We start from the raw sequence: 12551 nt of genomic DNA, 5'->3' as shown, positions 1-12551 counted from the left end.
CCGGGTCACAGCACCACAACACCCAACTTCCCGACGTCCGTTGTGAGGCAACCCACATGTTCGACGCCATCGTGGTAGGCGCCCGCTGCGCTGGTGCGCCCACCGCCATGCTGCTCGCCCGCGCCGGGTACCGGGTACTCCTGCTCGACAAGGCACCCTCCGGCACGGACACGCTCTCCACCCATCTCATCCACCAGCCCGGCGTGGCCGCGCTCGCACGCTGGGGACTGCTGGACGCGGTGCGTGCCTCGGGGTGCCCGCCCCTGGACCACGCGGTCTACGAGGTCGCCGACATCCGCCTCGAAGGGTGCGCCCGGGGGGTGGAAGGGCAGCGGGCCGGGTTCGCCCCGCGCCGCCACATCCTGGACGCCATCCTGGTTCGGGAGGCGGTCGCGGCGGGCGTCGAGGTGCGCGACCGTTGCCGGGTGACCGGACTGCTGCGCAACGACAGCGGGCGCGTCGTCGGCGTGGAGGGCAGTCACGGCGGCCAATCCTTCACCGAACGTGCACATCTGGTGATCGGCGCGGACGGAATGCGCTCGACCGTCGCCCGGCTGGTGCAGGCGCCGTACACGGTGGAGGATCCCCGGCTGACGTGCGCCTACTACACGTACTGGCAGGACGTCCCGGCCACGCTGGAGCTGTACGAGCGGCCGGGGAGCTGGGTGGCGGCGGTGGCCACGCACGAGGATGCGACGCTCGTCCTCGCCTACTTCCCTCAGTCCCGGTTCGAGGAGGTCCGCGCCGACGCGCACCACGCCTACCGGGAACAGATCCGCACCACCGCGCCCGACCTGTACGAACAGCTCGAAGGAAAGGAACCCGTCGAACGGCTGCGCGGCACCGGCGACCAGCGGAACTTCTTCCGGCAGGCGGCCGGGCCCGGCTGGGTCCTGGTGGGCGACGCGGGGCACCACAAGGACTCCATCACCGCGCGCGGGATCAGTGACACTTTTCTCCAGGTCGACGCGCTCGTACGCCGTCTGGACGGCCGGCTCGGCGGCGATCCGGCCGAACTCGACGCGGCTCTTGTGGAGTTCGCCAAGGAACGTGACGCTTCTCTCACTCCCGGTTATGAATCCACGCTGGGAGTGGCTCAGCTCACGACGCACGAACAGCGGCTCTCGCTGCTGCGGGCCGTGCAGACCGACGCCGAACTCACCGCGATCTACTTCGACATGGTGGCCGGAATCGAGACGGCGGGGGCCCTTTATACGCCCAAACTTCTCGCTCTGCTCTGAGCCGCTGCGCACTTACTCGGGTAACGGCGGCAATTCATCCAGGCGACTGCCAACCAACTCCTTGGAGTCAGCTGGCAGTTGCCATCGGCGGATGCTGACGCTGCGCCATGATCCTGATACGGTTCAGCCTGATCGCCGACTGCGATGGCGGTGAGTCAAGTCGGCTCGCCGGAAACAATCCGGTATTTCGAACCGTCCCCACCGAATCAGTGTTTCGCTGCCGTACGAGGAATCAGATGCCAGGCAACCGCGACCGGCGGACACGTCATCGGTCCGCCCCGCGCAGATCTCTCCGATTCTCGTTCGTCCTGCCCTTCGTCGTGCCCGCAGTCTGCCTCACCGGACTGTGGGGATACACGGCGGCCGGTCTCGTGGACGAGCACATCCAGTTGCAGGCCGACGCGGACCATGACTCGTCCGTCGCCCGGCCGGCGCAGGCGGTGCTGTCCGCCCTGCAGAACGAGCGCCGCCTCACCGCCGTCTGGCAGGCGAACCGCACCGGCACCACGCGTACCGACCTCGACTCCGCCCGCAAGAAGACCGACACCGCAATCACCGCCTACCGCGGATCCCCGGGGCGGGACACCGCGACCCTGCAGCGCCGGGCGAAGTCGCTCGACGACGCGCTGGCCTCCCTCTCCGACCGCCGCGACGCGATCGACGGACGCACCCTGTCCGCCACCGACACCTTCCAGTACTTCACCGACACCATCTCCCAGGGCGTCCGGCTGGTGACCGCGGCCGTCCGGAGCGACAACGGTTCCCTCGCGCATGGCGGTACCGCCACGGCCTCCCTGGTGCAGATCACGGAAATGCTCTCGCGCCAGGACGCACTGCTGTCCGGCGCGCTGCCCTCCGGCCGTATCTCCGAGGCGACCCGTGCCCAGTTCGCCGAGTACCTGGCTCTCCAGCGTGAGTTCCGCGCGGGTCTGACCACCGATGACCTGCCCGCCGGTGCGGCCGCCGCGTACGCGCGGATCACCGACGGCGCGCAGTGGACGACGCTGGGGTCCATCGGCGACGCGGTGACCGGAGCCCAGGGCACGACACTGCCCAGGACGGCCTCGCCCTGGCCGGACGCCGCCGGCAGTGTCCTCGGCGATCTGCAGCCACTGGGTGCGGACTCCCTGCAGGACCTGGCGGACGACGCGTCGGGCCGGGCCAACGACCTGCTGCTCGGCATACTGCTGGGTACCGCTGCCACCCTGGCCGCGCTGGCCGGCGGCGCGGTGCTGGCGCTGCGCGCCCGCCGCTCGACGCTCACCCGGCTCTCCGAGCTGCAGTCGCGGACCGAGGACCTGACGCGCACGCTGCCCCAGCTGCTCGCCCGAATCGAACGGGGCGAGCGGGTCGACCCGGCCGTACTCGCTCCGCAGGGCCACCACGCCACGGACGAACTGGAGCGGCTGGCCGGGGCCATCGACCAGCTGGGCCGGGTCGCGGCGGACACCGCGATGCGCCAGTCCCTGGGCCGTGAGGGCACCGAGAAGGTATTCGCCCAGCTCATCCGCCGCACCCAGATCCTGATCCACCGTCTCATCTCGCTCCTGGACGACCTGGAGCGCAAGCACGAGGACTCCGACCTGCTGAAGGACATCTTCAAGGTCGACCACCTCGCCACCCGTGTGCGGCGCCACGCGGAGAACCTGGTGATCCTCAGCGGTTCCCCGCCCAGCCGCCGGCTGACCGCGCCCGTCTCCATCACCGATGTGATGCGCAGCGCGGTCGCGGAGACCGAGCAGTACACGCGTGTCAAGGTCAAGAACCTGCCCGCGGACCGGCGCCTCGCCCTTGCGGGCCGGGCCGTCGCGGACGTCACGCATCTGCTCGCCGAGCTGATCGAGAACGGCACGAGCTTCTCGCCCCCGGACACCCAGGTGTACGTGAGCGCGACCAAGGTGGCCAAGGGCCTGGCCATCCATGTCGAGGACCACGGCCTCGGCGTTCCGCCCGACAAGATGGCGTACGCCAACGAACTGCTCGCGCATCCGCCCAAGCTGGACATGACGTCCCTGGGCGAGGACCCGCGCCTCGGGCACTTCGTGGTGGCCCGGCTCGCCGAGCGGCACAAGATCAAGGTGGAGCTGCGCGAGTCGGTCTACGGCGGCACGCTCGTCGTCGTTCTGGTGCCCTCCGATCTGCTGGAGGAACACCAGTCGCCGGTCCTCGACCAGCTCAAGTCGGCGGCCGCGGCGGCCAACCACGTGCTGGAGTCCGAGCCCGGGCAGGCCGCCCTGGGCACGGAGGAGAGGGTACTCGCGGGCGTGGCCGTGGGAGCGGCCGTGGGAGCGGCAGCCCCGATCGGCATCGGTGCCGACATACTCACGCACACCCGTGTCCCGGACCACAGTGGCTTCCCCGAGTACGGAGGTGCAGGTCTGTTGCCGCCCGTGTCGGACCACCCCGTGCCACCTGCGGGCCCCCCGATGCCGCCTGCCGGGCCGGACCCGTGGGCTGCGGCCCAGCAGGCTCCGGTGCCGCAGGCACACGCCGGCCCCCAGGCGTCGGCTCCGGGCGGACAGTCCGGATACCCCGGACCGGAAGTGCCTGCTCCCGGCGGGCAGCCCGGATACCCGGGGCCGCAGGCATCGGGTCCGGGGCCCCGGTCGGGCTACCCAGGACCGCAGGCATCGGCTCCGGGCGGGCAATCCGAATACCCCGGCCGGCGGGCTGGGCAGGCGGCGCCGCAGGCCGGGCCGCCTACCGGCCGCGCGCCCGCAGGGCAGGCTCCCGCCCCCGATGCGGCGCGTCCGCTGACGACTCCCCGGGTCCTGCCGCAACGGAAACGGGGAGCCAGCCTCGCGCAGCAGTTGCGCAGGGAGGCAGCACAGACGCAAGGCCGGCCCGGCGGCGAGGAGGACAACGGCGTCATCTCCCCGGACGCGTCGGCGCGCGCGATGATCGCCATTCAGCAGGGGCTGAAGCGGGCCCGGATGTCCGAGACGGACGGGCCGGCCGGCACGGAGGGCCGGCCGACGGATTCGGGGGACCCCGGTGCCAATCAACTGTGAGGGAACGTTACACAATGACTGAGCAGGTACAACCCGGTCCGCAGCTGGACTGGCTCCTCGACGGCCTGGTGGACCGGATCCCCGAGATCCGCTGTGCCATCGTGCTGTCCGGAGACGGCCTCCTCATCGGCAAGTCGAAGGACCTGCGCCGGGACGACGCCGAGCACCTGTCCGCGGTGGGATCGGGCATGCACAGCCTGGCCCGGGGAGCCGCCCGCCATTTCCACGGCGGCGAGGTCCAGCAGACGGTCATTCAGATGGAAAGAGCGTTCCTGTTCGTGACGGCCGCGGGCCGAGGCGCCCGGCTGGCCGCGATCGCCACGGAGGAAGTGGATGTCGGCATGATGGCCTTCGAGATGGGCACCCTCGTCAAGCAGGTCGGCCAGTACATGAGCGCCGCACCACGCGTCCAGACCCCGTCCGGCGGTCATATTCAGGATGCGTGATCCGCGATGGCTTGACGGTGCGGAGGCCGGGCGTCACTTACGGCCGTACGCCATCACGGGCGGGCGCACCCGCCACAGTCAGCACACCTTCACACTGATCACGCTGGTCGTCTCGCGATCCGAGTACGAGTTCGATCATGAGCATCTGGAGCCGGAGTCGGCCCAGATCCTCGAACTGTGCAGGGATCGCGCGGTGGCGGTGGCCGAGATCGCCGCGCATCTGGACCTTCCGGTGAGCGTGGTGAAGATCCTCTGCGGGGATCTGCTCAACGCCTCGCTCATCATCGTCCAGTCGCCGCCCGGGCTTGACGAGCAGCCGAGTGTGGAACTCATCGAAAGGGTGATGGATGGTATCCGTCAGCTCTGAGCCGGTCATGCCGACCGCACTGAAGATCCTCATCGCGGGCGGCTTCGGCGTGGGCAAGACCACCATGGTCGGCTCGGTGAGCGAGGTGCCCCCGCTGGAGACCGAGGAGCGCATGACCGAGGCGAGCCTCGGGGTCGACGACCTGTCCGGTGTGGAGGGCAAGTCGTCGACGACGGTCGCCATGGACTTCGGCCGGATCACCATAGCGCCGGAACTGGTGCTGTACCTGTTCGGTACGCCCGGTCAGGACCGGTTCTGGTTCATGTGGGACGACCTGGCCACGGGTGCCCTGGCGGCGGTCGTCCTCGCGGACACGCGTCGCCTGGACGCCTCGTTCGCCTCGATCGACTTCTTCGAGGCGCGGGACATCCCGTTCGCGGTGGGGGTCAACTGCTTCGACGGACGGCGGGACTGCACGGCCGAGCAGGTGCGGGCGGCGCTGGACCTCGATCCCTCGACCCCGGTCATCCTGTGCGACGTACGCAACCGCAGCTCCAGCAAGGCGGTACTGCTCGCGGTCCTGGAGGCGGCCCGGGCACAGGCTGCCGCGCGCCTGACACCGCTGGCCGGGCGCTGAACGCTGGAGCGGTCGTCCGGGGCGAAGGGAATCGCCCCGGCCTTGGAGGACGTCGGCCGTCCGGAACGGAAGCCGACGTCCGCGTCATGCACCGACAGCGGCCCGCCCAGCCCGGAAGGGCGCACGTGAGCCGGACCGACGCCCGGCGGTGAAACAACGCGGGCCACTGGTCCGCAGGCCGACCTCCGGGAGGTCGACGACGACGCCGGTCGCCCAGCGAGCCGCAGAGGACCCGCCCGGCACCGTCACCCCGCGAAGAAGTCGCCCACCCGTGCGGTGAACCACTCCGGATCGTCGAGCCACGGATAGTGGCCCCCGTGCGGTTGGACGGTGAACTCGGCGTGTCGGACGAACTCGGTGACATGGCGGGCCAGATCGGGGCGGGGGCCGCCGTCGAGTTCGCCCGCGAGGACGAGGACGGGCGCTGTCAGCCGCGCGAGCGCCGCTTTGGTCGTGGGCGGATCGTAGGCGCCCTCGGATTGGTAGACGTCGGCCGCGTCGTCGTTGGACTGCTCCTCCTCGGCCGCCGCATGGGCCCGTGCCGCCTCGTCCCAGCGTCCGTAGAAGAAGGGGGCGAAGGCGGGGTCGAAGTCGCCGTTCCCCGTCAGCCAGGCCTCGAAGGGCGGGAAGGCCTCCTCGAACCAGGGCTCGCCCTTCCGCAGCCGGGCCGCCGTCAGCCGGTCCTCGGGGGTGGCGGGCATCCCCAGGGCCCACGGAGTGGCGGTGATCAGGGCCAGCCGGGAGACACGCTGCGGATACCTGGCCGCATGGAGCAGGGCGAGGCTCCCGCCCGCCGAGTGCGCGAGCACATCCATGCGCTCCAGCCCGAGATGCTCACGCAGTGCCTCCACGTCGTCGACGAGCCGGTCGCACCGGTATGTGGCCGGATCCGCCGGCACCGCGGAGTCCCCCGTACCGCGCAGATCGAGCAGTACCAGCTGCCGCCGGGCGGTGAGCCCGCCCAGATCCCCGAAATAGGCGGAGGCCCGCATGGGCCCGCCAGGCAGCACGACGAGCGGCTCCCCTTCCCCCCGCAGACGGTAGGTGAGTCGGGTCCCGTCGTACGCGTCGAAGCTTGGCATGTTCCTGATCTTCATGACCGGGGCGTCCGGCCGCAACGGGTTTTCGCAGAGGGCGACGGGGCACTGGGCGCCAGAAAGTTCGTACCGTCCCCTTGCCTCGGGCCGGACGGACTGGATTACTGATCCCCAGCAGATCAACCGAATGATCGGTCGTCCGGAATGACGCGATTGGCGAGGGAGACGTCCCCATGGCGGATGCGCAGGACCTGCTGGACTCGGGGGAACGGCTCGCTCCTGAATCGTTGCGGAGCCTGCAGCTGGAGCGGCTTCGGTCCTCCCTGCGGCACGCGTACGCGCACGTGCCCTTCTACCGGGAGTCATTCGACAAGGCGGGGGTGCATCCGGACGACTGCCGAACGCTCTCCGATCTCGCCCGGTTCCCCTTCACCGTGAAGGCCGATCTGCGCGAGAACTACCCGTACGGGATGTTCGCCGTGCCCCGGGAGCGGATCCGCCGGATCCACGCCTCCAGCGGCACCACCGGGCACCCGACGGTGGTCGGCTACACCGACAACGACCTCTCCATGTGGTCGGACATGGTCGCCCGGTCGATCCGCGCGGCGGGCGGCCGGCCCGGCGACACGGTGCACGTGGCATACGGCTACGGCCTGTTCACCGGCGGCCTCGGCGCCCACTACGGCGCCGAACGCCTCGGCTGTACGGTGATCCCCGCCTCCGGCGGTATGACGGGACGCCAGGTGCAGCTGATCCAGGACCTGAAGCCCGGCATCATCATGGTGACCCCGTCGTACATGCTGACCCTCCTCGACGAGTTCGAGCGCCAGGGCGTCGATCCGCGCGCCACCTCCCTGCGCGTCGGGATCTTCGGCGCCGAACCGTGGACCGAGGAGATGCGGCGCGAGATCGAGGAGCGGTTCGCGATCGACGCCGTCGACATATACGGCCTGTCCGAGGTCATCGGTCCGGGCGTGGCGCAGGAGTGCGTCGAGACCAAGGACGGCCTCCATGTGTGGGAGGACCACTTCTACCCCGAGGTCGTCGATCCGGTCACCGGCGAGGTACTGCCCGACGGTGAGGAGGGCGAGCTGGTCTTCACCTCCCTCACCAAGGAGGCCATGCCCGTGATCCGGTACCGGACCCGGGACCTGACCCGGCTGCTGCCCGGCACGGCCCGTGTGTTCCGGCGGATCGAGAAGATCACCGGCCGCAGCGACGACATGGTCATCCTGCGCGGTGTGAACCTCTTCCCCACCCAGATCGAGGAGATCGTGCTGCGTACGCCGGGCGTGGCACCGCACTTCCAGCTGCGTCTCACCCGCGAGGGCCGGCTCGACGCGCTGACGGTGCGGGCCGAGGCCCGCACCGGTGCCACACCCGAGCAGCGCGACGCGGCGGCGCTCGCCATCGCCGCGGCCGTGAAGGACGGGATCGGTGTCTCGGTCGGGGTCGAGATCGTCGAACCGGAGTCCCTGGAGCGGTCGGTGGGAAAGATCCGGCGGATCGTGGATCTGCGGCCGCGCTGAACCGCGCCGGGCCCGCGGCGAACCGGTTCGCCCGCGGCCCTGGTGAGCCCGCGAAAATCGGTCCGTCCACGACCCCCTACGAGCCCGCGAACCGGTCCCTCAGCTCCCGCTTCAGGATCTTCCCGCTCGCGTTGCGCGGCAGCTCGTCCACGAACAGCACCCGCTTGGGCGCCTTGAAGTGGGCGAGCTGCTCGCGGGCGTGGGCGAGGAGTTCGTCCTCGGTCACCTCGCCGCGCGGTACGACGACCGCGGTGACCGCCTCGATCCACCGCTCGTCGGGCAGCCCGATCACCGCGACCTCGGCGACCCCCTCATGCGTGTACAGGGCGTCCTCGACCTGCCGGGAAGCGACCAGCACACCACCGGAGTTGATGACGTCCTTGACCCGGTCGACGATCGTGAAGTATCCGTCCGCGTCCCGTAGGGCGAGGTCGCCGGAGTGGAACCAGCCGTCGTGGAACGCCTCGGCCGTCTCGTCGGGCTTGTCCCAGTAGCCCTCGCACAACTGCGGTGACCGGTAGACGATTTCACCCTGCTCCCCGTCGCCCACCTCCTTGCCGGACTCGTCGACTAGCTTCGCCTCCACGAACAGCACCGGGCGCCCGCAGGAGTCCATGCGCCCCTTGTGCTCGTACGGGCCGAGGACCATGGACAGCGGGCCGATCTCGCTCTGCCCGAAGCAGTTGTAGAACGAGAGCTTCGGCAGCCGTTCCTTGAGCCGCTCCAGGACGGGCACCGGCATGATCGAGGCGCCGTAGTACGCCTTGCGCAGACCACTGAGGTCGCGCGTGGCGAAGTCGGGGCGGTTCGCGAGGCCGATCCACACGGTGGGCGGCGCGAACAGGCTGTCGCAACGGTCCGCCTCGATCAGCTCGAACAGCCGGTCGCCGTCGGGCGCGTCCAGAATGACGTTCTCCGCGCCGACGGCGATGTAGGGCAGCAGGAACACATGCATCTGCGCCGAGTGGTACAGCGGCAGCGAGTGCACGGGCCGGTCACCCGCGCTCAGGTCGAGGGCGGTGATCGCGCTGAGGTATTCGTGCACCAGCGCGCGGTGCGTCATCATCGCGCCCTTGGGAAGCGCGGTCGTGCCGGACGTGTAGAGCAGTTGCACCAGATCCTCGCCCCGCGGCTCCTCACCGTCGTACGGCTCCGCGATCGCGAGCCGCGCGAGCAGCGAGTCGTCGGCGTCGCGCAGCGGCAGCACCCGTACGCCCCCGGAGATGTTCCCGGCGAGGTCGGGATCGGTGAGGACGAGCGCGCAGCCGGACTGGTCGACGATGTACGACAGGTCGTCGCCGGTCAGATTCTGGTTGACCGGCACATGCACCAGTCCGGCCCGGGCGCAGGCCAGGAAAGCGATCAGATACGCGTCGGAGTTGTGGCCGTAGGCGCCGACCCGGTCGCCGGGGGCGAGTCCGCTCTCGCGCAGGACCCGTGCGGCCCGTGAGACCGCCTCGTCGAGTTCCGAGTAGGTCCACGACCGGTCGCCGTAGTGGATCGCGACCCGCGCCGGGGTGCGCCTGGCGCTGCGCCGCAACGTGCCGTCCACGGTGACGCTTCGTCCCGCCGTCATGGCCTGCTCCTTCGTCCGTCGTCCCTGGCGCGATCCTCGCCGGGGCACGCGAAGGAGGTCAAGCAGCGGTCACACAGGCCGGGTACGCCCCTCCCAGTACGGGTCGCGCAGCCGTCGTTTGTAGAGCTTGCCGTTCGGGTCGCGCGGCATCGTCACGATGAAGTCGACGCTCCTGGGCCGCTTGTACCCGGCGAGCTGCCGTGCGCAGTGGTCGAGGATGTCCGCGGCGAGCGCCGGGCCGGGCTCGTGGCCGGGGGCGGGCTCGACGACCGCCTTCACCTCCTCGCCCCAGTCGTCGTGCGGGATCCCGAAGGCGGCCGCGTCGGCGACGGCGGGGTGGGTGAGCAGCGCCGCCTCGATCTCGGCCGGGTAGATGTTGACTCCGCCCGAGATGATGAGGTCGATCTTGCGGTCGCGCAGGAAGAGATAGCCGTCCTCGTCGAGACAGCCGAGATCACCGACGGTGAAGAAGTCGCCGATACGGTTCTTCCTCGTCTTGGCCTCGTCCTTGTGGTACGAGAAGCCCCCGGTGCTCATCTTCATGTAGACGGTGCCGAGTTCGCCGGGCGGCAGCCGGTTGCCGTCGTCGTCGAAGACCGCGAGCTCGCTGATGGGCCAGGCCTTGCCCACCGTTCCCGGCTTCTTCAGCCAGTCCTCCGCGGTCGCGAAGGCACCGCCGCCCTCGCTGGCCGCGTAGTACTCCTCCACGCTCTCGCCCCACCACTCGATCATCGCCCGCTTCACATGGTCGGGGCAGGGGGCGGCGCCATGGATGGCGTGGCGCATGGAGGAGACGTCGTAGCGCGTGCGCACCTCGTCGGGAAGGGCGAGGAGGCGGTGGAACTGGGTCGGGACCATGTGCGTGTGCGTGCACTTGTGGGCGTCGATCAGGCGGAGCATCTCCTCGGGCGTCCACTTGTCCATCAGGACCAGCCGGTGCCCGATGTGCAGGGACGCGCCCGCGAACTGGAGCACCGCCGTGTGGTACAGCGGCGAGCAGACGAGGTGCACGTTGTCGTCGTACGGCTTGATGCCGAAGATGGCGAGGAAGCCGCCGAGGTACGCCTCCTCCGGCAGCTTGCCGGGCAGCGGGCGGCGGATGCCGCGAGGGCGGCCCGTGGTGCCCGAGGTGTAGTTCATGACCCAGCCGAGGGTGCGCCCGTCGGGTGCCGACTCGGGCTGTCCGTCGAGGAGTTCGGCGTACTGCCGGAACCCCTCGACCGCTCCGACGGCGTACCGCCCCGCGGCCGGCAGCTTCGCCTCGTCGGCGGCGTTCCGTGCCGCGTCCGCGAACCGCTCGTGCGCGATGAGCACCTTGGCGCCGGAGTCGGAGACGATCCAGGCGATCTCGGGTCCGACGAGGTGGTGGTTGACGGGGACGAGGTAGAGGCCGGCCTGGGTGGCAGCGAGGTACGCAGTGATGAACTCGACTCCATTGGGCAGTACGACGGCGAAGGAGTCCCCGCGTTCCAGTCCCGCGGCACGCAGTCCGTGCACCAGCTGGTTGGCCGCGCCGAGCAGCCGTCCGGCGGTCCACTCCTCCCCGTCGGGGGCGATGAGGACGGTGCGCTCGGGGTCTGCCCCGGACTGGGCCCAGAAACCGTTGGCGGCCTGGCTCACTGCCGGCTCCTTCCGGCGATCCGGCTGATGCGGTCGACGGCCTTCTCGAAGCCTCGGGTGAGGTCGTCGACGACGGCCTGGACGCTGCGTTCGCTGTTCATACGGCCGACGATCTGGCCGACGGGCGTGCCGAGCAGCGGCTCCACCTCGTACTTCTGGATGCGTGTGATCGCGTCGGCGACCAGGAGCCCCTGCAGGGGCATGGGGAGTGCGTCCGGTCCGTTCGGGTCGTCCCAGGCGTCGGTCCACTCGGTCCGCAGCTGCCGGGCCGGCTTGCCGGTCAGTGCCCGGGAGCGGACGGTGTCGCCCGATCCGGCGGCGAGCAGCTTCCGCACGAGCGCGGGCGAGGGAAGTTCGGCCTCCGTCGTGGTCAGCCAGATCGAGCCGAGCCAGACGCCCTGCGCGCCGAGCGCGAGGGCCGCGGCCACCTGCTGCCCGCTGCCGATGCCGCCGGCGGCCAGTACGGGCAACGGGTCGACGGCATCAACGACATCGGGGGTCAGCACCATGGAGGCGATCTCACCGGTGTGGCCGCCGGCCTCGTACCCCTGGGCGACGACGATGTCGATGCCCGCCTCCTTGTGCTTGCGCGCGTGCCGGGCGCTCCCGGCGAGCGCGGCGACCAGGACGCCCCGGTCGTGTGCGCGCCGGACGACATCGGGGGGTGGGGAGCCGAGTGCGTTGGCCAGCAGTTTGATCGGGTAGTCGAAGGCGACGTCCAGCTGGGAGCGGGCGACCTGCTCCATCCAGCCGGTGATACGCCATCCGGACGCCTCTCCCTCGGCGAGTTCCGGCACCCCGTACTTCGCCAGGGTGTCCTTGATGAACTCCCGGTGCCCCTCCGGGATCATCGCCTCGACGTCGGCCTCGGTCACGCCTTCGACCTTCTTCGCGGGCATGACGACGTCCAGGCCGTAGGGCCCCCCGTCGACGTGCGCATCGACCCAGTCGAGATCGCGCTTGAGGTCGTCGGGGGCGGTGTAGCGGACCGCGCCGAGCACGCCGAAACCGCCGGCCCGGCTGATGGCCGCGGCGACGGCGGGAAACGGCGTGAAGCCGAAGAGGGCGTGCTCGACTCCCAGTTTCTTGCTCAGCTCCGTCTGCATGGGCGCAGGATGCCGCAGCGGCCGGGAGGAGGGAAGACTAT

At 70.3% G+C, this 12551-nt stretch carries 10 protein-coding genes; 6 read left to right on the top strand and 4 right to left on the bottom strand.

Features of this window, described 5'->3' with window-relative positions; genetic code table 11:
• Positions 1-56: 56 nt before the first annotated feature.
• From ABT186_RS26485 to ABT186_RS26465, 5 genes are all read left to right on the top strand, one after another.
• Positions 57-1241: an NAD(P)/FAD-dependent oxidoreductase gene (locus tag ABT186_RS26485; RefSeq protein WP_351229575.1), complete on the top strand. Its 1185-nt coding sequence runs from the start codon at positions 57-59 to the stop codon at positions 1239-1241.
• Positions 1242-1477: 236 nt separating this feature from the next.
• Positions 1478-4252: a sensor histidine kinase gene (locus ABT186_RS26480; protein ID WP_351927145.1), complete on the top strand. Its 2775-nt coding sequence runs from the start codon at positions 1478-1480 to the stop codon at positions 4250-4252.
• A 14-nt stretch (positions 4253-4266) separates the two neighbouring features.
• The gene (locus ABT186_RS26475; RefSeq protein WP_351235564.1) at positions 4267-4698 is read left to right on the top strand and encodes a roadblock/LC7 domain-containing protein; all 432 of its coding nucleotides are present in this window, start codon (positions 4267-4269) and stop codon (positions 4696-4698) included.
• The gene (locus ABT186_RS26470) at positions 4691-5065 is read left to right on the top strand and encodes a DUF742 domain-containing protein (RefSeq protein ID WP_351235563.1); all 375 of its coding nucleotides are present in this window, start codon (positions 4691-4693) and stop codon (positions 5063-5065) included. The genes ABT186_RS26475 and ABT186_RS26470 overlap by 8 nt, the downstream gene beginning before the upstream one ends.
• Positions 5046-5642 (top strand): GTP-binding protein, encoded by a 597-nt coding sequence (locus tag ABT186_RS26465; RefSeq protein WP_351235561.1) that lies wholly within the window; start codon positions 5046-5048, stop codon positions 5640-5642. Before ABT186_RS26470 ends, ABT186_RS26465 begins: the two co-directional genes overlap by 20 nt.
• Before the next feature lie 245 nt (positions 5643-5887).
• On the opposite strand, the gene ABT186_RS26460 is transcribed toward ABT186_RS26465, so the two are convergent.
• Positions 5888-6724 carry an alpha/beta fold hydrolase gene (locus ABT186_RS26460; RefSeq protein WP_351927143.1) on the bottom strand — a complete coding sequence of 279 codons (837 nt, stop codon included), beginning with the start codon at positions 6722-6724 and terminating at the stop codon, positions 5888-5890.
• Positions 6725-6912: 188 nt separating this feature from the next.
• On the opposite strand from ABT186_RS26460, the gene paaK reads away from it, so the two are divergent.
• Positions 6913-8208 (top strand): phenylacetate--CoA ligase PaaK, encoded by a 1296-nt coding sequence (gene paaK, locus ABT186_RS26455; protein ID WP_351235557.1) that lies wholly within the window; start codon positions 6913-6915, stop codon positions 8206-8208.
• A 76-nt stretch (positions 8209-8284) separates the two neighbouring features.
• Here the strand turns inward: paaK and ABT186_RS26450 are convergent, their stop codons facing one another.
• The 3 genes from ABT186_RS26450 to ABT186_RS26440 form a co-directional block, all read right to left on the bottom strand.
• Positions 8285-9784 carry an acyl-CoA synthetase gene (locus ABT186_RS26450; RefSeq protein WP_351927141.1) on the bottom strand — a complete coding sequence of 500 codons (1500 nt, stop codon included), beginning with the start codon at positions 9782-9784 and terminating at the stop codon, positions 8285-8287.
• Between the two features lie 69 nt (positions 9785-9853).
• Entirely contained in the window at positions 9854-11404 is a 1551-nt protein-coding gene (locus ABT186_RS26445; RefSeq protein ID WP_351235553.1) for an acyl-CoA synthetase, read from the bottom strand.
• Positions 11401-12510, bottom strand: a complete 1110-nt coding sequence (locus ABT186_RS26440; RefSeq protein ID WP_351235551.1) for a nitronate monooxygenase — start codon at positions 12508-12510, stop codon at positions 11401-11403. Before ABT186_RS26440 ends, ABT186_RS26445 begins: the two co-directional genes overlap by 4 nt.
• Between the last annotated feature and the right edge of the window lie 41 nt (positions 12511-12551).

The organism is Streptomyces sp. NPDC001634, from assembly GCF_040298185.1.
GTDB lineage: Bacteria > Actinomycetota > Actinomycetes > Streptomycetales > Streptomycetaceae > Streptomyces.
The sequence above is the reverse complement of the archived record's forward strand: the minus strand, read 5'-3'. Positions and strand labels throughout refer to the sequence as shown.

Bases quoted from the DNA above. Each gene is read 5' to 3' on its own strand.
- ABT186_RS26485 (WP_351229575.1), top strand. From the start codon at position 57: ATGTTCGACGCCATCGTGGTAGGCGCCCGCTGCGCTGGTGCGCCCACC.
- ABT186_RS26480 (WP_351927145.1), top strand. From the start codon at position 1,478: ATGCCAGGCAACCGCGACCGGCGGACACGTCATCGGTCCGCCCCGCGC.
- ABT186_RS26475 (WP_351235564.1), top strand. From the start codon at position 4,267: ATGACTGAGCAGGTACAACCCGGTCCGCAGCTGGACTGGCTCCTCGAC.
- ABT186_RS26470 (WP_351235563.1), top strand. From the start codon at position 4,691: ATGCGTGATCCGCGATGGCTTGACGGTGCGGAGGCCGGGCGTCACTTA.
- ABT186_RS26465 (WP_351235561.1), top strand. From the start codon at position 5,046: ATGGTATCCGTCAGCTCTGAGCCGGTCATGCCGACCGCACTGAAGATC.
- ABT186_RS26460 (WP_351927143.1), bottom strand. From the start codon at position 6,724: ATGCCAAGCTTCGACGCGTACGACGGGACCCGACTCACCTACCGTCTG.
- paaK (WP_351235557.1), top strand. From the start codon at position 6,913: ATGGCGGATGCGCAGGACCTGCTGGACTCGGGGGAACGGCTCGCTCCT.
- ABT186_RS26450 (WP_351927141.1), bottom strand. From the start codon at position 9,784: ATGACGGCGGGACGAAGCGTCACCGTGGACGGCACGTTGCGGCGCAGC.
- ABT186_RS26440 (WP_351235551.1), bottom strand. From the start codon at position 12,510: ATGCAGACGGAGCTGAGCAAGAAACTGGGAGTCGAGCACGCCCTCTTC.